The sequence below is a fragment of the Bacteroides sp. AM32-11AC genome (genome assembly GCF_003603515.1).
Lineage (GTDB): Bacteria > Bacteroidota > Bacteroidia > Bacteroidales > Bacteroidaceae > Bacteroides > Bacteroides uniformis.
In genome coordinates this window covers 445,266-465,968 of record NZ_QTNH01000002.1, presented here as the reverse complement: position 1 = coordinate 465,968, position 20,703 = coordinate 445,266, and the positions used below count along the sequence as shown (strand labels likewise).

General features: G+C 45.0%; 14 protein-coding genes. 6 read left to right on the top strand and 8 right to left on the bottom strand.

The annotated features are described in order from the left end of the window. Positions 1 to 143: 143 nt before the first annotated feature. From cas2 to cas9, 4 genes are read right to left on the bottom strand one after another with little or no spacing between them, the layout of a single operon-like run. Positions 144 to 476, bottom strand: coding sequence for a CRISPR-associated endonuclease Cas2 (cas2, locus tag DW800_RS03975; RefSeq protein WP_005832235.1), 333 nt, complete (start codon positions 474 to 476; stop codon positions 144 to 146). Next, positions 476 to 1,408 (bottom strand): type II CRISPR-associated endonuclease Cas1, encoded by a 933-nt coding sequence (gene cas1, locus DW800_RS03970; protein ID WP_005832238.1) that lies wholly within the window; start codon positions 1,406 to 1,408, stop codon positions 476 to 478. The genes cas2 and cas1 overlap by 1 nt, the downstream gene beginning before the upstream one ends. Positions 1,409 to 1,431: 23 nt before the next feature. After that, positions 1,432 to 2,289: a BRO family protein gene (locus DW800_RS03965; RefSeq protein WP_117703150.1), complete on the bottom strand. Its 858-nt coding sequence runs from the start codon at positions 2,287 to 2,289 to the stop codon at positions 1,432 to 1,434. After that, positions 2,282 to 6,808: a type II CRISPR RNA-guided endonuclease Cas9 gene (cas9, locus tag DW800_RS03960; protein WP_117703151.1), complete on the bottom strand. Its 4,527-nt coding sequence runs from the start codon at positions 6,806 to 6,808 to the stop codon at positions 2,282 to 2,284. Before cas9 ends, DW800_RS03965 begins: the two co-directional genes overlap by 8 nt. A 473-nt stretch (positions 6,809 to 7,281) precedes the next feature. Here cas9 and DW800_RS03955 point away from each other — a divergent pair, with 473 nt between their 5' ends. Next, positions 7,282 to 7,920 (top strand): HU family DNA-binding protein, encoded by a 639-nt coding sequence (locus DW800_RS03955; protein WP_005832241.1) that lies wholly within the window; start codon positions 7,282 to 7,284, stop codon positions 7,918 to 7,920. A 104-nt stretch (positions 7,921 to 8,024) separates the two neighbouring features. Continuing rightward, complete coding sequence (gene nudC / locus DW800_RS03950; protein WP_057282090.1) at positions 8,025 to 8,831, top strand: NAD(+) diphosphatase; 807 nt, start codon at positions 8,025 to 8,027, stop codon at positions 8,829 to 8,831. Positions 8,832 to 9,120: 289 nt separating this feature from the next. On the opposite strand, the gene DW800_RS03945 is transcribed toward nudC, so the two are convergent. The 3 genes from DW800_RS03945 to DW800_RS03935 all read right to left on the bottom strand — a co-directional run bounded on the left by DW800_RS03945 (position 9,121) and on the right by DW800_RS03935 (position 14,489). Then, entirely contained in the window at positions 9,121 to 10,863 is a 1,743-nt protein-coding gene (locus DW800_RS03945; RefSeq protein ID WP_117703152.1) for a phospho-sugar mutase, read from the bottom strand. A gap of 81 nt (positions 10,864 to 10,944) precedes the next feature. Further along, positions 10,945 to 12,588 carry a C69 family dipeptidase gene (locus DW800_RS03940; RefSeq protein WP_119957828.1) on the bottom strand — a complete coding sequence of 548 codons (1,644 nt, stop codon included), beginning with the start codon at positions 12,586 to 12,588 and terminating at the stop codon, positions 10,945 to 10,947. Positions 12,589 to 12,755: 167 nt separating this feature from the next. Then, the gene (locus DW800_RS03935) at positions 12,756 to 14,489 is read right to left on the bottom strand and encodes a M23 family metallopeptidase (protein WP_227224337.1); all 1,734 of its coding nucleotides are present in this window, start codon (positions 14,487 to 14,489) and stop codon (positions 12,756 to 12,758) included. 198 nt (positions 14,490 to 14,687) lie between these two features. On the opposite strand from DW800_RS03935, the gene ald reads away from it, so the two are divergent. After that, positions 14,688 to 15,794 carry an alanine dehydrogenase gene (gene ald, locus DW800_RS03930; protein WP_005832248.1) on the top strand — a complete coding sequence of 369 codons (1,107 nt, stop codon included), beginning with the start codon at positions 14,688 to 14,690 and terminating at the stop codon, positions 15,792 to 15,794. A gap of 90 nt (positions 15,795 to 15,884) precedes the next feature. Here the strand turns inward: ald and DW800_RS03925 are convergent, their stop codons facing one another. Continuing rightward, positions 15,885 to 17,108 (bottom strand): MFS transporter, encoded by a 1,224-nt coding sequence (locus DW800_RS03925; protein ID WP_117703154.1) that lies wholly within the window; start codon positions 17,106 to 17,108, stop codon positions 15,885 to 15,887. Between the two features lie 202 nt (positions 17,109 to 17,310). Here DW800_RS03925 and DW800_RS03920 point away from each other — a divergent pair, with 202 nt between their 5' ends. The 3 genes from DW800_RS03920 to DW800_RS03910 all read left to right on the top strand — a co-directional run bounded on the left by DW800_RS03920 (position 17,311) and on the right by DW800_RS03910 (position 20,688). After that, positions 17,311 to 18,747 (top strand): glutamate decarboxylase, encoded by a 1,437-nt coding sequence (locus DW800_RS03920; RefSeq protein WP_117703155.1) that lies wholly within the window; start codon positions 17,311 to 17,313, stop codon positions 18,745 to 18,747. 122 nt (positions 18,748 to 18,869) lie between these two features. Continuing rightward, positions 18,870 to 19,835 (top strand): glutaminase A, encoded by a 966-nt coding sequence (gene glsA, locus DW800_RS03915; protein WP_005831199.1) that lies wholly within the window; start codon positions 18,870 to 18,872, stop codon positions 19,833 to 19,835. Positions 19,836 to 19,944: 109 nt separating this feature from the next. Beyond that, positions 19,945 to 20,688 (top strand): potassium channel family protein, encoded by a 744-nt coding sequence (locus DW800_RS03910; RefSeq protein WP_005832258.1) that lies wholly within the window; start codon positions 19,945 to 19,947, stop codon positions 20,686 to 20,688. The last annotated feature ends 15 nt before the right edge of the window (positions 20,689 to 20,703 follow it).

Genomic DNA, 20,703 nt, shown 5'->3' with positions numbered 1-20,703 from the left:
TTTGCTTTCATTTTAGTATCTTTGAACCATTGGAAACAGCTGATTACAAGTAACAATCTAATATTCAAACGATTACACATAGTGTTAGAATATAAAAAAAGAATGCTGCTTCTAAAAAAATCCCGCCATTGCGCGGGATTTTTTTAGAATAATTCTAATTGTTGTCCAGGCGTATTCACATCCACAGTCTTTTTCCCATAAAAAAGTGCTATATTTCCAAATTGCTTGTCCGTAATGCACATAATTCCGACACTTCCATAGTCCGGTAAGAAAGATTTAACTCTTTTTATATGTACCTCCGCATTCTCACAACTCGCACAATGACGAACATATATAGAGAACTGGAACATCGTAAATCCATCCTTTTGCAGATTTTTTCTAAATTCCGCATACGCCTTTTTATCCTTCTTGGTTTCGGTAGGCAAATCAAACAACACTAATACCCACATAATGCGATATTCACTAAACCGGTCCATCACATCTCTGGATAGGATATTTTACGCAACTCACCACTGAAACATTTATACAGAGAAGCCGTAGTCTGCCCAACAGCTACCATCAACGGACTACGTTTTCCCGAAATAACAGTCTCTAATGTAGGAATTGTCAGTAACCTCGCTTTCAATTCTCTCGTCAATTCAACACAATTCGGTTCTGCTTCCTTGAATATATCATATACCAACCTATCCACATAAGGGCGATAAGGTTCCATTATATCATCTGCCAGACAATAAGCATTATAACGATTATGATGATGTATTCCCAAAGTAGGTAGAAGCCCACTTGTCACCAAAGCACGAGCAACAACTGCCCTCAAAATAGCATACCCATAATTTAACAAATTATTAGGAGGAATACCTTCTCTATCCCTTGTAAAGCCTTCTATTTTAAACAAATTCTTCCAATAATAAGCAGCTGCACGAGCCTCCAAATTATCAGAATCTCCACTCTTTACATCTGCAGCCCACACCTTCATACACTTTATTTCTTCTCCAGCACATTCATGCAATACTACCGTCTGATTCTCTATTTTGGCTTTTATTGTTTGCTGCCAAAGTTGTTTCATCAATGGTAGAGACGCACCAAGTTGATGACGAAACCTTTCATTTTGTGTAGTATTCCCATACAAAGGAAGCATTAAACCAACCGGCATACTTTTAGAATCGCAGGTTATGACTGCACAATTATTCTCAAGCAAAGCTTCCAATACTCCCGAAGTAATGGTTATCTGCTTATTGTCCAACACCACTACTCCAATATCTTCTATTGGCTTAGTCACTTCGGACATTCGTTTGAACCCTTCGGGTAAAGCACTGTTCTTCACCACCTCCGGCAATTTAATCACCAACTGGGCATTTTTTAAAGACAAATAGACCGGATTCCCAAAATAAAGTGTTTTCTTAATCATAGCATATAGACTTTACAAGTTATTCATTCATCATTTTCAAGAAAAGGAAGCTCTAAAGTATCATTCTGTTTATCAGAATCCAACAGAAAATTTTCAGGAGAAACAACACTTCTACCCAACTCTTTTTCAGCTTGTTCACGTGCTACTCCGGCTACATTTCCTCCACGTTGTGCTACTTGCTTACTTTTAGTAAATGTATCTGGTTTTTCTTTCTGAGAAATTTCCGTTGTGACACGTTCTCCAAGCATTGTAAATATCAACTCCAAATCAGACATGTGGTCACGAAGATTCTGATTTTTCTTCGTCAGCCCCTTATATATTTTATAATCCGAAGGAGTCAATCCAAACGTTGCTCTAGATATTTCTGCCGTAAGAATGGCATAACCACTTTTTTCCGTGATTCCCCTTTCTTTCCATTCATCCGTCAAATTCTGACGAATGGCGATTCCTCTCAAACGTTTGTCAATCCAATCTTTTGGATAACCTTTTTGCTCATATAGTTCTTTCATGCGCTCTTGAGCCAATTCCGGATTTTCTATTTCCTGTACACGCTCATAACCTACTTGTGCTAACCAAAGCTTGAAAGGTTCAGCTTTAGGAGAAGGAATAGATTGAATGATACGGAATAAAGCCTGCACATTTGCCGCCAACGTTTTTCGTTTTTTTCCTGTATCTGTCACCATTTCTACCTGGGGACAAGTTGTCCCCAGGTAAGTAGCCAGTTCTTCATCCCGTTTTCGCATCTTCTTCAGATAATCCGTAGGATTCACACTATCAGTCAATACACCAACTACATCTACAACAGAGAAATACCATTGCTGTTCTTCCTCGTTCCATACGGAACGGATCTTTTTCTCTTGAAACAACTTTATATTATTCATTTACTCTATACTTAACTTCTATAATACGGCCTAACCTATCAACTTTTACTGGAATACAAATATTCTTTATCATTTCACCATCCCATGATTTTTCTGCTTTATTATTAGAACCTAATTCTTTAGTGGAAATAATAGCATTTGATATACTTTGAGGTATAAAAAAGCATTGATTACCAGAAGATGAAACCATCTTATAAATCCTCCCCCTATCTATCGGTTCATTTATCCTACCAAAATCCCGCTCTTCTTCGGTTGGCAGATATACCAAATCATTAGGAGACAGCCAAAACAATAATTTATCTCCCTTTTCATTTCTGTCCGGTACAGGAACAAGCCCTTGCTTCTCACGCTCTATAACCCAATTTAAAGGAATAGTCTCATACGTTCTGTTTCCATCTTCTGTTATGTAAATAGCAAAGAACAAGTTAGTACCTTTAGCAGCTTCCACCCATTTGGCACCTTTATTGCCAAGTACACCGACTTTAAATTTATTTCCACGCGGTTCATACACCCTCACCTTATATATAGGCTGATGTCCTTTACCATCATTCAGTTGTAAAAGATTACGGTTCATTTCTTCTATACCTTCTGCAGAAAAAGCCAACTCCGCCTTTCCTTCTTTTGATTTCAGATGATTCAGGAGTATTTTCTGTATGCCAGTATCCGTCACCGATGCTATCTTCTTCTCATTGAAAGTTGAGTCCAATGATTTACGTACTGCAACTAAAGGTTCAGTAGTATTTTCCGTAAAATAATAAACAGCGACTTTGGCTATATCCAGCTCTTTCCACAAGAAAGCATTCTCTTTGAAATATTTTTCAATTTTCTTCTTATCATACTTATATGATAACAATTCAAGAACCTTATTTTTTACTCTTTTGTCAACAATCATAGAAGGAGTATCCAAAGCGACAGATAGGCGTACCACCTTTACCTTTCTTAAATTTACCGCTCCAAAAACCGTATCTTTGTGCATCGGTTTACGGATAGCCCAACTATCACCGATTTTCTGTTTCTCATAAACACGAGTCCCATTTGCATCAAAATGTTGATAGATATTGGTTGTTTTATTTATTATACGCAAATTCTGTTTCAAGCTAACTATTATCCCACTCAACGCTTCCCTTGCATCTTGCGTAAAAGTAGTCCATGGTTTCTTTATAATCCATCTATAATTACCATTACCATCCCCCCTACTCTTATCACACAACAGTCTCTGCAAATCATAACGGGAAATTTTCGCATTCCGGCTTGCAGACTCATTATTCAGATAGTTTACATGATTCCGTGTAGCACAAGCTATTACTATTGCATCCATAGCATGATGCCGATGGTCTATACGCTTCTTACTGAATCCTTTCTGATATTCAAGGGGCACTGCTGTTTGAAAAACTTTTTTTCCGTCTTTATTCTCCCAATGTCCAAAACACTGGGTTTCGGTCAAAGCATTTAAACGTTCAAAACGAGGACTTACAATACTATTCCAGACGTCATTCATGCCCCAATCCTTTTTCAGCCTGTCCGTCACGCTTCCTGTACAAACTAATATGTTTTTTGAAACAGCCTCCGGTTCATATTCACCGCTATCATTCTTTTCACGAACGATATTCGACAAAAGTCCTTTGACAACCTTACTGATATACCGGCTATCGTTTAATTGGCGTTCAATAAATTGCTCGGGAATATCATCCATCAACAATTTCTTCATTTTTATGCCCGATTTTGCATATTGTTCTTTTACAAAACGTTCGTAACTATCCACAGAAAAGATTTCTACTGTCTTTCCAAAACCCACTTCCACTTTCTGTCCATGATGATTCTTGATAAACTCATATCCCAGTTGATTATCTTTCAACTTGTTCACAGCAGATTCACATATCACTTTGTTAGAGAATGAATCATCAAAATAGCGGGATTGAGGTATAACATGTTCTATCTCATACGCAGCAGTAAATAATTTAGCCAAAGGTATCAGCTCACCGGTATAAGGTGAACGATATTTCTGTTCCAGCCATAATTTATAACGCAAGAATTCTGATTTCGTCGGTAATTTACTGGTATTGAATTTTTTCAATATCACATCTATATCTTCCGGAATCTGTTCTTCCCCCTTTAAAACTGCATCCTCATAAATCCGCAATATTTCTTGTTGACTTGGTGAATAGGGACGGACATTCTCTACCCCATATTCCGGATTCACAAATTCAGCAAGCAATGCCTTTATACGTAAATTGGCATTTTCATTCTCCAGAATCTGAGTAGTCATTCTTTTTCGCTTGTCCGCAGGATTTTTCATCTCGCGCCCTAACTCAATATGGATTTCATCAATTTTCCCAACCTGTTTCCAAATATCCCTGACAACTCTCAATGTCTCGGTTATCACTTGTTCTACGATAGGATTTCGTAGTGAATGTTGCTTAAAAGCAGCCAGATAAGCATCAATATCAGCAGGGCTTTCCCATTTGGTTATTTCTTTATCTTCGGAATGACGATTATACACTACATAACAAGCCAACCACAACGGAAGCCTCTTAAAACAAGATATATCCGACAAGTTCATCGCCTTTTCTCTAACCTTGGCACCTATACTCTCATCACACTCACCTGCTATTATCCTTTCTATTCTTTCCTTGGTTGTACCATCAATCAACGACATATCCCAATACTTTCCGCACCTCATCAAAGGCAACAACTTCTTTATCGCCTTGGCAGAATAAGCGCCATATTCAGACTTGAAAGGAGGAAACTTCTTGAACACTTCCACAAAGGATTCATTCAATCCGTTCTTAACCGCAAAAGTCGCCAATGCTTTCTCTATTTCCTGCTTGTCACTTACAGAATATAAGATATGCCACAAGGCTGTTTCTTTTTCATCAGATAAAAAGTCAATACCAATACCGGCCTTTTCCAAACGGGAAAGAATCGCATGTCTCGTCTCATTACATGGGTAGAACTTATCCTCGACATAATTCCAACGATAATTATTTATTTCCTTTTTCAGTCCAAACGCAGGATATCTCAGAAAAGCTTTCTGATCTATTTCCTTTCGAGAGTTCAGCCAATCAAATAGAGCCACATAATCATCTTCTGTTTTCAAAAACTCCGTTGTCACATCCACATCCAAATGTAAAGTTCCATTTACTTCCCTTTCCTTTTGATATACCCGAATATTGGAAAGGAAATACCATAAACGGAATTCCTGAAAAAGAGGATGTGACTTGGCTATACACTTTAACGGAGCTGTTTTGATTTCACCTGTTTTGCGGTTTACATATTCATTTTCCTCATAAGGGCAATTAGCTATCAATGACTTTTTGGTTTTCAACGGCCTTTGATAAAACAAGACATCATCTATTAACAAATAGATAAAGTCCCGGTTAGCTATATTTCTCCGTTGCACTTCATTACCCGGATACAACGCTTCAATACACCTCATGTATAAATCTCTATCCTGCAATTCTGCATGAAAAGCACATTGCTTCTGCAAAATAAAGTTCAGTTCCTCCTTGTAAAACTTTCGTTCTACTGTTTTCACCAATTTTCCTATTATCTTTTGTTGTGGCTCCTGCAACAAAGCATCATATATATAACTCCCAATCGTTTTATGAGTACCGGTAATGTCCGCTTCGGTCCTTTTCTTTATTAACATCCAATCATCCTCTTTAGGCGCTCTGAAAGAACGCTTCACCTCACCATACTTATCAAGCTTTGGAGTACCGTCCGGATTTAAGTCAGTAGTGACAATAAACTCTTTTACCCGTCCTTCCCAGTCCAATGGGACATTACTGCTTCTACGATATACCCATCCATTCTCCAGATGTACATTATACCATATATCCCGGCCTTTCTTTTCATCAGTCGCTTCCACCGACAAGACTTTCAATGCATAAAATTCAACAGATTTTCCTGCATTGTCTTCCTCCTCTTCTCCTCTAAGCTGATAATAACCACGTTTCTGATTAAAGTTCAAAAGAATCCATGCCAGTTCTTCTTTACTTATCATTTCTGTCAAAGCTTTCTTACGGAGATAATAAACTGTCCAGTCATAAGGGATTTTTTTACCATCAAAAACCAATGAAGGTTGGTGTTTTGCAAAATCCGCCAACATTTCATTAAACGCTGTCTGAAATAAAAAAGAGTATTTTCCCCATCTATCCTTTACCCATGGCAATTTCGGTTCGCTGCCTGACAAGAATTTACCCGTATGCTTTTCAAAATCTATTCCTTTTAAATAGTGTTCCGGCAGGAAGCCAAGAATCTTCAAAACTTTATGCAACCGTTCACGGCGTAGTAATTGTCGCTCTCTCAATCGACGCACCCCTCTAAAACGGGTTCTTTCAGCTGTCTGTGATACAGAATTCCCTTTGTCAAAGTCTCCCAAGATAGCAGCATCCATCGGAATTATTCTACTGCCAGCCATTTCTATCCAAATTCTCTCGGTCTGTTCTTTAATTACAGAGTTTATTACAGCCCATCCTATACTATTGGTTCCCAAATCCAATCCAAGTATCGTTCTCATAGTATTATATTTTGAATATTTTCTTCAAAGGTATTTTTTTTTTCAATATAAGCATTGTATTTCCATATTTATTTTATACATTTGTCATACTAAAATGAAGCAAGTCACAATAAGGATTATTCCGTTGTGAAAACATTAGGTTCCCTCGTCCTTAACGGGGGATTTTTTATTTCCAAAAACTAATTATCATTCCCAATATCCCTCTTTTGCCGAAAACTAAAACTTTCTTCCCCAAACACTACTCTTCGTATCACTATATTTTATACCTTTGTTCACTAAGAATTAATCGTCCCATACCCATTTCTGTTTCGTCCGACAGCTGTCGGACGATAATTAAACAACTGTTGGACGATAATGCAACAGTTGTCGGACGATTAGTTTTTAGGAAGAAGAAAATTAATCCGCTTAGCGACAAAAATAATTCCCCGAAGCGACGAGAACTGTTTATCGCTATAAACAAAAATAAATATCTTATGAGCGCGTATTACGACCTTTACGAAACGCCTTCGCCCGACGGGAAAGAAGACAAGAAATCACTCCATGCACGTATCTGCCCGAAAAGGACTTATACCCAAAAGGAGTTTGTGGAACATATCGCAACTTTCCAACATCTGCCCAAGAATGTGATAGGGGCAGCATTGGATGCCTGCATTGACGAGTTGTGCGACCTCCTTGCCAACGGAAACATCGTGGAGCTGGGAGAACTCGGATTCTTCAGCACTTCACTGAAATGTTTGCGCGAGACCGACGACGAGAAAAAGAAAATCCGCTCCGAATCCGTCCAATTCCAAAACGTACACCTGCGCATCAGCAGCACGTTCCGCAACAACATCAAGAAGAAAATGACGTTGGAACGTGTACACTCCACTACCAAGAAATCGAAAAAAGTAGTAGAGACCACCGAAGAAACAAGAAAAGCCGAACTGGAACTGTTCCTCAAGCAGAATGTATGTATCAACAAGAACGAATACATCCAGCTAAGCGGACTAACCAGACATGCCGCCATAGACGAACTGAACAACTTCATCCGGCAAGGGTTCCTGCGCCGCCGCGGAATGGGAAGGTCAACGGTCTATGTGCGACAAGAAAAAGACACAGCAAACGAAATTTAGGGGGGCAAGCACAGAGACACAGAGACATAGAAATTAATTCGAAAAGAATCTCTGTGCCTTTGTATTTTCGTGTTCATCCCCCCAAAATAATAAAACAACAAACAATGGAAAAATCAACAGAACCCCAACCCTGCACGCAGTGGTTCGTCTTCTTCAAAGACCAACTGCTGCTGAAAAAAGGATATACAGACAAAGGAGAAATAAAATACAGCGTACCCGTCAGTATAGAGCCTCCTCTGACACCGGAAGCCGGAAGTAATATACACGAAGTGTTCCCCCCCAACGGCAAGCAAGTACGTGCATTCGCCTTGGAACAGCCCGTGGCCGAAACCGATGAATGGGTCATGATAGGCCTGCGCGCATCGTACGACTACATCTCGCCGGACGAGTACCGTTCTGCAGGAAAGGCCTTCCAGATACTCTATTGGGACGAGCACAGCCGCTTCTGCCCCGTGTGTGGCACCGCCATGGAGCACCAGACCCCCATCATGAAGAAGTGTCCCAACTGCGGCAATGAGATGTACCCTCCCGTTTCCACCGCCATCATTGTACTGATACGCAAAGGAGACGAAATCCTGCTGGTGCATGCCCGGAACTTCCGAGGAACCTTCTACGGACTGGTGGCAGGCTTCCTCGAAGCCGGCGAGACACTGGAAGAATGTGTGGAACGGGAAGTTTTTGAAGAAACGGGGCTGAAGGTAAAGAACATCACCTACTTCAGCAACCAGCCCTGGCCCTACCCCAGCGGATTGATGGTGGGTTTCATTGCCGACTACGAAAGCGGGGAGATAAAACTGCAGGAAGATGAGCTAACCGCTGCCGCCTTCTATTCCAAAGACAACCTGCCCGAAATTCCACGAAAGCTGAGTATCGCAAGAAGGCTGATAGACTGGTGGATGGAGAACAATTAAAAATTAAAGAATTAAAAAGAGGGGGGAAGAAATTTAAAAAAGCAAATTGCGGAAAACACACACTCACAAACGAACAACTACGAATGAAACGACTCTCATTCACATCAACCAATCGGTGTGTAACCGCAATCTGCATATACTAAACTTCCCTGCAAACGTTTTGTTCATCAACCATCGGGTTTAAGTCTTTATTTAAGTTTTCTTTCAACACAGAAGCAAAAGGAAGAGGCGCAGCCCTCACGGGTTACGCCTCTCCGAACACTATATACACATTTTTTCCTCTTTCCTATCAAATGCCGAGTGACTTGCGCACTGCCTCCACTTTCTTCTCAGCTTCGGCATCGGCGCTGGCATAGCATTTCGGACAACCCATCTCGCCCTTCACCTCGATATAGAACTTGATTTTCGGTTCCGTACCGGAAGGACGGACAGAAATCTTCGTACCGTCTACTGTGAAATACTGGAGTACATTAGAAGTCTCCGGCATATCCAGCTTGCTTACGTTGCCCTGAGCATCGGTAGCCTCCAGCGTCTTATAATCCTTAATCAGGCTGACAGCCGAACCGCCGATTTCCTTCGGGGGATTGGCACGGAAGTTATCCATCATCGCCTTGATTTCTTCGGCACCGCTCTTGCCGGGTTTCACCACGTTCACGGTGGTTTCCTTAGAGAATCCGTATTCTACATAGATTTCCATCAATACGTCATAGAGTGTCTTGCCCTGGTCTTTGGCCCAAGCACAGATTTCGGCCAGCAAGGAGCAGGCAGAAACCGCATCTTTATCACGGACAAAGTCTTCGGCCAGGAAGCCATAGCTTTCTTCACCACCACCGATATACTGCTGCTTGCCTTCGCTCAGACGGATTTCGCGGGCAATCCACTTGAAGCCGGTATAGCAATCGCGCATTTCAATCTTGTTCTTATCTGCCACAGCCTTGATAAGTTCAGTGGTCACGATGGTCTTCACGATGAAGTCATTCGGCTGCATCTTGCCCATTGCAATACGGTTCTTGATGATGTAGTACAAGAAAATGAGACAAGTCTGGTTACCATTAATAAGCACCCACTCGCCCTTATCGTCCTTGCAGGCCATACCGACACGGTCGGCATCCGGGTCACTTGCCATCACGATGTCAGCGTCAATCTTCTTGGCCAGCGCAATGGCCATGGAAAGGGCTTCGGCATTTTCGGGATTCGGAGAAACCACCGTCGGGAAATTGCCGTCCTTCACCATCTGTTCGGGCACGCAGTTGATATTCTCAAATCCCCACTCCTTCAATGAGTCCGGAATAAGCACGCGGCCTGCGCCATGAAGCGGAGTATACACAATGCTGAGGTCTTTCTGGCGACGGATGACTTCGGGGTCGATAGAGATGGAGTGAACCATGTCCAGATAAACCTTATCCACTTCCTTGCCGATAATCTGAATCAAGTCCTTGTTGCCGTTGAACTTGATGTCGGCCACCGTCACCTTGTTCACCTCTTCGATAATGGCAGTATCGTGCGGAGCAAGCACCTGCGCACCGTCATCCCAATAAGCCTTGTAGCCGTTGTATTCTCTGGGATTGTGGCTGGCGGTAATGTTGATACCGCTCTGGCAACCGAAGTGGCGGATGGCGAATGAAACTTCGGGCGTAGGACGAAGGTCATCAAAAAGATATACCTTGATGCCGTTTGCAGAGAAGATGTCGGCAGAAATCTTTGCGAACTTGTCGCTATTGTTGCGGCAGTCGTGCCCCACAACAACGGAAATATCCTTTTTTCCGGCAAAACATTTGTTCAGATAGTTGGACAAGCCCTGTGTTGCGGCACCTACGGTGTAGATGTTCATGCGGTTTGTACCGGCACCCATGATGCCACGCAGACCACCCGTTCCAAACTCCAGGTCTTTGTAAAAACTGTCTATCAATTCGGTTTTATCTGGATTTTCCAACATGCGTTTCACTTCTGCCTGAGTTTCGGCATCATATGCCGGGGTAAGCCATTTTTCGGCCTTCTCAGTCACCTGCTTAATCAGTTCCTGATTTTCCATAAGACTGTTATTGTTTTAAGGGTTAATATAAACTTTTTTGTAAGACACAAATGTAGAAGAATAAGTTCAAATATCCTAATTTTATTCAGGCATTTTATATCTGTCTCCCGTCTGCTTAACGTACTCTTCAAGGAACTCCTTCGGGTATCCCGGGCGGATTACGCCTGCCGGCTGGCCGATGGAATTACGTTCGAATTGACCGTTTTTCATACGTTTGACAACGCCGTCATTATACTTTACGACAAGAAACTCGCCAAGACGTTTCCAGGTATCGAAAGTGCTTTGGGCGGTCATGTTCGTATAGTTGGTTAGGAATGCCTTCGCTTTGGCAGGGTCTTTTTCCAAAAGTTTGGCAGCAGCAGCCTCAACGCCCTCCTGCGCTTCATTGAAAGTTGTCTCCAACTCTGTCTGAGTGGCACGCACGTCGTCTATCATCAAGTCATAGCGGGGATATACCATATTGGCCACCCAATTGAAAATCCAGAAAGCGGAGTTCCAGGAGAAAGTGATGTAATCGGCGCCGTCCACACGGGTGTAGCATACGGGAACCTTGTCCGTACAGCAATATACGGGCGTAAATACCGTCATGTTGGCATCATCCGTGCCAAACCACAGTACTCCACCGATAGGGTCGGGCAACTCGGAACGCATCTGTGCCACGAATACGAAACCACTCTGCTGGGTGGAGATGGGACGCTCATTGAAATATTCCCGGTCGCCCACTTTGAAAGAGAGTGGAGAAAGGCGGTACGGGGTATGATACGGGCCTGCACCGAAATCTTTGCTGATGTCGAGAGGAGTACCTTCATAATGGTCGCGCATGGCATTTTTCACATCCTGCACGGAAACCTTGCGGTTGGGTTTCACAAACAGAGGCATCGGAGTGTTCGTCTCACCTAATATATAAGGTAAGAACTCGTTACCACGGTCGGTAAACATATTGAAATAGCTCCATACACGGGCCTCGCAATAGCGACGGGCACCAAAATCGAGCGGAGCATAGGCATCGGCAAAACTGAAATCCTTGTTCACACCATCAAAGTAACCCTTCTCACGTGCAAAGGAGATGACGTCGGCAGAGTACATGCAGTTTTCCTTGTCATTCATATTGAACTGATGAATGCGGCTCTGGTTGGCATGTGCGGAGATACAATCATCGGGCACGCGGACAGCTACCCATACGGCACTGCGCACACCGGGTCCCTTGCCAATCATCTCCATGATCCATATCTCGTTGGGGTCGGCAATGGTGAAGGACTCGCCACTGCTGTAATAGCCATATTCCTGCACCAGTTCCGTCATCACCTTGATAGCCTCGCGGGCAGTGCGTGAACGTTGCAGTCCGAGATAAATCAAGCTACCGTAGTCGATGATACCGGTGGTATCCACCAGCTCGGGACGTCCGCCGAATGTCGTCTCACCGATAGTGAGCTGGAATTCGTTCATATTGCCGATGACGTTGTACGTCTGACGGGCCTGCGCTATCTGCCCGAGGTATTTGCCGGTATCCCACTCGTGTATGTCAATCAGCGTGCCTTTTTTGTGCATACCGGCAGGATAATGATATAGCTCGCCGAACAAGCCATAGGAATCGGCAGAATAAGAAACGATGGTAGAACCGTCCGCCGAGGCATTCTTGCCTACAATCAGATTGGTGCAAGCCAGTGCATTCGCCACGGCTGCCACAACAAACAAGACGGAAAGAGTCAGTCTTTTACTTTTCATACTTCTAATAAATTAAGGCCTCACCCCCATCCCCTCTCCGAAAGAGAGGGGAGAAGAGAATGATAGCTTGTTACACATATTTTTATTACACTTATTTATTACACTATATATAGCAAAAGTAACTTCCGACCTCCCCTCCCTACGGGGGAGGGGTCGGGGGAGAGGCTTTACCATACAAATTCAAACTGTTCGGTGGTACAGTTGCCACAGCCATCCGTCACCGTCATCTCCACCACATGCTTGCCGCCTTTCTCCACATGTTTCGGGTCGAGCTCGCACACCAGGTTACCACTGATGGAGTTGGGCTTTCCAAACAAGGCATATTTTCCGTCAATCGTACCCCGATAGGTGTTGATGCCGGTTTCCTTGTCCTTGGCCTTGAAGATGATTTTTCCCGTACGTCCCCACTGAGCTTGGTTCACGGGAGTTATCACCGGCGGAACCGTATCCACTGCCACAGTATAAGTCCCCAAATCCCGTATACGCACTTTCATGACACCATCCTCATACTTACCGCCGATGCGGTATTTTCCACCGCGCGCCGTTACGCCCGCCACATAATATTTGGTCATATCCTCTACCGGACGCCGGCGCAAGCCGATACGCAAATCGCAGGCATCGTGCATCGGAATGCGGGTATCGTTCAACTGATAGGTGAAAGCTATATCACCGCTATCAGCCCGCACGGAATAGTTCAACAGGACGTTATCGCAGAGCATTCCTTTCGGAATGACCAATTCTAACCCCGGTTCCTGCAGATAGTTCACCTTGTCCCACTTGAGGGCGTATTTCTCACGATGTTCCACCGGAGCAATTGTCGTCTTCTGCCCCTGCACCGTGAAGCAGACCTTGGAGGTATTTCCCAGCGCATCGCTCAGCGTATAGACAAACCGGTAAGGGCGTTCTTCGTTGATGTCCACCAGTCCACGGTTACCGTTGGATGCATGCAGCATGCGTAAGTGGTTTCCCGGCTCGATGAAAGACTTCATATACTGGCCGTGTGTCCACGAATTGATATAGCGGTTTTCTTCGTACGCAAAGCGGTCTACCGTACTGCGGAAGACTTCCTCGCCGTCCACTTCGAGAATCACCGTTTTCACGCCATATTTATTCTGCACTCCGTCCATATAATCATAAGCACGGATGCCTGCACCAATCAATCCCCAGGCGGTAATGGGTTTCGTAGGATGTGCCGGAAAAGCCCGTCGCGTCTGCTTACCTTCCACCACTCCTTTGCCCGGCTGAGGAAACAACATGATACCTTCGGCACGCGGGGCAGTCTTGTCCTTCACTTTGTCCATGAAGAAAGGCAGTGGGTCTATATATTCGTCCGTAGCCGTCTCTATCATATCCAGATGCAGGTGCGGACCGAAAGAGTATCCGGTGTTTCCGCTCAAAGCTATTATCTGACCGGCTTTCACGGGATATTCGCCCAAGATATGCACCCCGAGATTATTACTGCCTCTATCTCTATCGTCTCCCTCATCTGACACGGGAGCAGGCTCGGGAATTATCTCTACTTCCCAGCTTTCCTTTTCGTACTGAAGAGCCTTCACTCGCTTTGCCACTTCACCCACAAAGGCGCTAAGATGACGGTAGATGGCGGTATAGCCGTTATCATACACCACATCGAGCACATAGCCCGAGCCGTGGGTGACACGGATACGCGAAATATATCCGTCCGCCAGCGCACGTACCGGTTTGCCTATGGCGCCACCGGTCTTGAAATCCAGTCCGCCATGAAAATGGTTGGCACGTATCTCGCCAAAGTTACCGGAGAAAATGATGGGAAAATCAAAAGGCGGGATGAAGGAGGGCTTGTCTGTATCGGTTTCTTGGGCATAGCCGCTTTGCACACTACCAATAAAGAACAAAAGAGAGAAAAATATAGAATATTTCATATTTTGTACAGTCAATATTATTTTAAATGCATGCAAATATAAAAAGAATAGTTCTCTCTACCTACAGAAAGCTACAATTATCATTGATTAAAACATGCATAAAAATTCTGTTGAAGAACATAGATGCACCGATAACACCCAAGCCGGGAAATCGCTATATTGCGCCATGTTTAACCCCCCAATTAAAACTTTAAGGTTATGATTATCGGAGTACCTAAAGAAATCAAGAACAACGAGAACCGCGTGGGCATGACCCCTGCCGGAGTAGCCGAATTGGTGAAAAAAGGTCATACGGTGTATGTGCAGGCCACAGCAGGCGTAAACAGCGGTTTCTCCGACGATGACTACATCGCCGTAGGTGCAAAGACTTTACCGACCATTGAAGACACGTATGCCGCAGCCGACATGATTGTCAAGGTAAAGGAACCTATTGCACCGGAGTACAAACTGATTAAAAAGGAACAAGTGGTATTTACCTATTTCCACTTTGCAGCCGATAAATTGCTGACCGAAGCCATGATTGAAAGTGGTGCCGTCTGCATCGCCTACGAAACCGTGGAAAAAGAAGACCGTTCACTTCCGCTGCTTACCCCCATGAGCGAGGTGGCAGGACGTATGGCTACCCAAGTAGGAGCCCGCTTCCTTGAAAAGCCACAAGGCGGCAAGGGAAAACTGATGGGCGGAGTAACGGGCGTACGTCCCGCACGCGTACTTATCCTTGGAGGTGGTATCGTGGGCACCAATGCCGCACAGATAGCTGCCGGAATGGGTGCCGAGGTACTGATTGCCGACATCAACCTTCCCCGCCTGCGCTACCTGAGTGAAGTGATGCCGAAAAACGTAAAGACACTCTATTCTTCCACCCATAACATCAAGATGGAATTGCCGAACATCGACTTGGTAATCGGTTCCGTCCTCATCCCCGGTGACAAGGCCCCACACCTCATCACCAGCGAAATGCTGAAGATGATGAAACCCGGTACGGTACTCGTAGACGTAGCCATCGACCAGGGCGGTTGTTTCGAAACCTCCCACCCCACCACGCACAGCGACCCTACCTACATTGTGGACGGAATTGTACACTACGCCGTTGCCAATATCCCCGGCGCCGTACCCTTCACCTCCACCATGGCACTGACAAATGCCACCCTGCCCTACACTGTTTCCCTGGCATGTAAAGGCTGGAGACAAGCCTGCAAGGACGACTCGGCTCTGGCGCAAGGATTGAACGTAGTGGAAGGCAAAGTAACATACAAAGCTGTAGCCGACGTCTTCGGGCTGAAATATGAGGCGATTGAGTTATAAGTTATAAGTTATAAGTTATAAGTGATGAGTGATTTGTTGGTATTTTCCTTTCAGCATGGTAGCGCAGCACAATTACCAACAAATCACTCATCACTCATAACTCCCCCCCAACAAAGAATCCTTCTTCCTCGCATACTCCCACCACATAGCGAGCAGTGTGATGCAGAGGTTGAAAATAAACGGAAATTCCTTGGAATTAGTGTGGAACAAGGTCTGAAAGAAGTCTGTAATGAACGGGGACAATAGAATCGCCAGATAATTCATTACCATTACAAAGGCCAGTGCCAAAGTTGTTTTTTCCGGTATAGCCGTATCTACTGTCTCGTCATAAATCAGCGGTTGAATGACACCATATCCCAAACCAACCAACATACATCCCGGTATTATCAGCCATTCTTTAGGCGAAATCCATATCAAAAGCAAACCCGCTGCAATGGACAAAAGGCTGTAAAACTTTGTGTGTTTCCCCATCCACTTCACGATATGCCCCAGGAAGAAACCCGGAGCCATAATGGCAAGGAAGAATAAGGAGATCATCAATCCGGAATTTCCGCTGGAGAAGTGATGGGCCTCCATCAAAAAAGGCAAGTCAAAAGTAACCGCCAGCACTACATACGTAGTGACGCCATAAAACAGCATCAACTGTAGCAGATGGCGGACATGGATGCCGTATTTACCGGGAATCGCACGCTTGGATTCCTCCGGAACAACGGTAGCCGTATCTTCTGTTTTCTGCGGCTGACCGGTATCTCCCTTCAAATACCCGACAAGCAGCAGAGAAACCAACGGAAGCAGATATACCACGAAAGGCAAGTGCCAGTTTACCTCTGCCAGATACCCAGTCACCGCCGTTGCCACAACCAGCGTCACATTGGTAATGGCAGAACTGTAACCAAACTGCTTCACCCGATATTCCCCCGTGAAATAGCGTGAAACCAGACCGGTGGACAACGGAATAATCACCCCCGAACCGATGCCAAGCAAAGCGCTGACCACCATCAACTGCCACATTTTATCCGAAAAAAGATAAAGTACCCCACTGGTGGCAAACATCCAAAGCCCCGCTTTCAGCAGACGCACAAAGTCACGTTTCTCGGCCAGCTTGCCCGCCAACAGCACAAAAGGAATTATCAGCAGCGAAGGCAGGGAGGTAAGCATCTGTATATCCAGTTCTGTGGCATGTGGAAAAATGGTAGTAAGTTGTCCCAAAATAGGTGATACGGCCAATCCCGGCAAGGAAGTCAATGCAGAGACTGACCAAATGCCGACAAGCGTGATAAGGGGGATTGTACCCCTTCCGGTATTGATTTTCATATAGTAGTATATTAATTAAATGAATAATGTGGGAACAACAAACTTACCTTCAGAATGTTCGTTTTTTAAGATTTTACTACGCTGCCCTTTAATAAACGCCAAATAATGCAAAACCCCGGAACTTTCATCCGCAAACCCCGTTGTTGTGGGAAATTCGACGGGGAAAAGCCCCGCCGCCTAAACCTTTAAAAAACTTATTAATATGGAAGATTTGAATTTCAGAAAAGGAGATGCAAAAACTGAAGTATTCGGTTCAAACCGTATGTTACAACCCTCACCCGTAGAAAAGATTCCCGACGGACCTACTACCCCGGAAATCGCCTATCAGATGGTGAAAGACGAGACCTTCGCCCAAACGCAGCCTCGCTTGAATCTGGCTACATTCGTCACTACCTATATGGACGAATATGCAACCAAGCTGATGAACGAAGCCATCAACATCAACTACATTGACGAGACCGAATATCCGCGCATCGCCGTAATGAACGGTAAATGTATCAACATCGTGGCCAACCTCTGGAACTCTCCTGAAAAAGAAACCTGGAAAACCGGCGCACTTGCCATCGGTTCCTCGGAGGCATGTATGCTGGGTGGTGTGGCAGCCTGGTTGCGCTGGCGCAAGAAACGTCAGGCACAAGGCAAACCGTTCGACAAACCCAACTTCGTTATTTCAACCGGTTTCCAGGTGGTATGGGAAAAATTCGCCCAATTGTGGCAGATTGAAATGCGTGAAGTGCCTTTGACACTGGACAAGACCACGCTCGACCCCGAAGAAGCCTTGAAGATGTGTGATGAGAACACCATCTGTATCGTGCCTATCCAAGGCGTTACATGGACAGGACTGAACGATGACGTCGAAGCCCTCGACAAAGCCCTCGATGCCTACAATACGAAGACCGGCTACGACATTCCTATCCACGTAGATGCCGCCAGCGGCGGTTTCATCCTCCCGTTCCTCTATCCCGAAAAGAAATGGGACTTCCGTCTGAAGTGGGTACTCTCCATCAGCGTCAGCGGACACAAATTCGGTCTGGTTTATCCGGGTCTGGGCTGGGTTTGCTGGAAAGGCAAGGAATATCTGCCCGAAGAAATGTCATTCAGCGTAAACTACCTCGGTGCCAACATTACTCAGGTAGGCCTGAACTTCTCCCGTCCTGCCGCACAGATTCTGGGTCAATATTACCAGTTCATCCGTTTGGGATTCCAGGGTTACAAGGAAGTACAGTACAACTCTCTGACCATCGCCAAGTATATCCATGACGAAATCGGCAAGATGGCTCCGTTCGTAAACTATTCCGACGAGGTTGTGAACCCGCTGTTTATCTGGTATTTGAAACCGGAATATGCAAGAGCTGCCAAATGGACTCTGTATGACCTGCAGGACAAGCTGTCACAACACGGTTGGATGGTACCCGCCTATACACTGCCTTCAAAGCTGGAAGACTACGTCGTAATGCGCGTCGTTGTTCGCCAAGGATTCAGCCGCGACATGGCAGACATGCTGCTGGGTGACATCAAGAATGCCATCACGGAGCTGGAGAAACTGGATTACCCGACTCCTACCCGTATGGCACAGGAAAAGAACCTGCCGGTGGAAACCAAAATATTCAACCACGGATGCCGTACTCATAAAAAATAAATTAATTTACGATTAAACGATTTACGATGTACGATTAGAGTTTCTCTTGATACGGACTACGTTTAAAGGAGTAATTTCAATCGTAAATCGTACATCGTCTAATCGTACATCACAACGTGTTTATGGAAAAGAAAATATCAATTTCACAAATAAAGGAGGTTGCCCAAGAAGCCTACAATGAGGTGAAGGGCAGCACAGGAGGCAAGAATGCGGATTATATTCCCTACCTTGCCAACATAGACTCCAAACTATTCGGACTCAGCATCTGCCTGATGAACGGGCAGACCATCAATATAGGTGACACAGACTATCGTTTCGGTATAGAGTCCGTCTCGAAGGTACACACAGCCATCCTTATCCTGCGCCAATACGGTGCGCAGAAAGTGCTGGACATGATAGGTGCCGATGCCACGGGACTACCGTTCAACTCCATCATCGCCATCTTGCTGGAAAACGACCACCCTTCCACTCCATTGGTAAATGCCGGTGCCATTTCCGCCTGTTCCATGGTACAGCCAGTGGGAAACTCCGACAAGAAATGGGATGCCATTGTACAGAATGTCACTGAGCTGTGCGGCTCTGCCCCACAACTCATCGACGAACTGTACAAATCGGAAACGGCTACCAACTTCAACAACCGCTCCATTGCCTGGCTGCTGAAAAACTACAACCGCATCTACGATGATCCGGATATGGCACTCGACCTCTATACCCGCCAGTGTTCTCTCGGCATCACGGCCCAGCAACTGGGCATTGCCGCAGGAACCATCGCCAATAACGGTGTGAACCCCGTCACCAAACAAACGGTGTTCGAAGCCAGCCTGGCACCGAAAATTACGTCGATGATTTCGACCGTAGGCTTCTACGAGCATTCCGGCGACTGGATGTACACCGCCGGCATACCGGCCAAAAGCGGTGTAGGCGGTGGTGTAATGGCCGTATTGCCCGGTGTCATGGGAGTATCGGCCTTCGCTCCTCCCCTAGACGAAGCGGGAAACTCCGTAAAGGCCCAATCGGCAATCAAGTTCATCATGAACAAGCTCGGCCTGGGTGTGTTCAACGGTGATAACGTAACGATTACAGAATAAGTTTCTCTTTTTAGTTATGAGTTATAGGTTATGAGTTATTTGTTGGTAGGCACCGTAATCAGCAAATGACTTATAACTCATAACTTATGACTTTATAATGGACTTCATCATGAAAATGGCTCTATCAGAATTTGTATTGCGGGAAAAAGGTATCTATGGCATACTGCATGTCATTATATTGATACTGTCGCTATTTTTAGTTATCAGCATCTCTGTCGACACGTTCAAGGGGATCCCCTTTTACGAACAGTCGGTCTACATGAAAGTACAGTTGTGGATATGTGCCCTGTTCCTGGCAGATTTTGTATTGGAATGGTTCCTGGCAGAGAAGAAGGGTCACTACGTGGCCACGCATTTCATTTTCCTGCTGGTAGCTATACCCTATCAAAACATCATTGCCTATATGGGATGGACTTTCTCACCCGAGATAACCTATATGCTGCGTTTCATCCCATTGGTGCGGGGTGGTTACGCCATGGCTATCGTGGTGGGTTGGCTGACGTACAACCGCGCATCGGGACTGTTCGTTTCCTACCTTACCATGTTGCTGGCCACTGTCTATTTTTCCAGTCTGGCCTTTTATGTCATGGAGCATGGTCCCAATCCTTTAGTCAAAGGATATGGAGACGCCTTATGGTGGGCATTTATGGATGTGACGACGGTGGGTTCCAATATCATAGCAGTCACTCCCACCGGACGGGTACTGTCCGTACTGCTGGCTGCGCTGGGCATGATGATGTTCCCTATCTTTACAGTGTATGTAACGAGCCTGGTCGAACGGCGCAATAAGGAAAAAGAAGAGTTCTACAAGAAAGTTGCACAGAAGCCCGCGCCCAAAGCCGACGCTTCCTGAATAGTTAAAACCGGA

What these genes read in the sequence shown, in the direction of transcription:
- DW800_RS03920 (WP_117703155.1), top strand. Translation starts at nt 17,311, where the DNA reads ATGGAAGATTTGAATTTCAGAAAAGGAGATGCAAAAACTGAAGTATTC.
- cas2 (WP_005832235.1), bottom strand. Translation starts at nt 476, where the DNA reads ATGGACCGGTTTAGTGAATATCGCATTATGTGGGTATTAGTGTTGTTT.
- DW800_RS03945 (WP_117703152.1), bottom strand. Translation starts at nt 10,863, where the DNA reads ATGGAAAATCAGGAACTGATTAAGCAGGTGACTGAGAAGGCCGAAAAA.
- DW800_RS03965 (WP_117703150.1), bottom strand. Translation starts at nt 2,289, where the DNA reads ATGAATAATATAAAGTTGTTTCAAGAGAAAAAGATCCGTTCCGTATGG.
- glsA (WP_005831199.1), top strand. Translation starts at nt 18,870, where the DNA reads ATGGAAAAGAAAATATCAATTTCACAAATAAAGGAGGTTGCCCAAGAA.
- DW800_RS03910 (WP_005832258.1), top strand. Translation starts at nt 19,945, where the DNA reads ATGAAAATGGCTCTATCAGAATTTGTATTGCGGGAAAAAGGTATCTAT.
- cas9 (WP_117703151.1), bottom strand. Translation starts at nt 6,808, where the DNA reads ATGAGAACGATACTTGGATTGGATTTGGGAACCAATAGTATAGGATGG.
- cas1 (WP_005832238.1), bottom strand. Translation starts at nt 1,408, where the DNA reads ATGATTAAGAAAACACTTTATTTTGGGAATCCGGTCTATTTGTCTTTA.
- DW800_RS03940 (WP_119957828.1), bottom strand. Translation starts at nt 12,588, where the DNA reads ATGAAAAGTAAAAGACTGACTCTTTCCGTCTTGTTTGTTGTGGCAGCC.
- DW800_RS03925 (WP_117703154.1), bottom strand. Translation starts at nt 17,108, where the DNA reads ATGAAAATCAATACCGGAAGGGGTACAATCCCCCTTATCACGCTTGTC.
- DW800_RS03935 (WP_227224337.1), bottom strand. Translation starts at nt 14,489, where the DNA reads ATGAAATATTCTATATTTTTCTCTCTTTTGTTCTTTATTGGTAGTGTG.
- DW800_RS03955 (WP_005832241.1), top strand. Translation starts at nt 7,282, where the DNA reads ATGAGCGCGTATTACGACCTTTACGAAACGCCTTCGCCCGACGGGAAA.
- ald (WP_005832248.1), top strand. Translation starts at nt 14,688, where the DNA reads ATGATTATCGGAGTACCTAAAGAAATCAAGAACAACGAGAACCGCGTG.
- nudC (WP_057282090.1), top strand. Translation starts at nt 8,025, where the DNA reads ATGGAAAAATCAACAGAACCCCAACCCTGCACGCAGTGGTTCGTCTTC.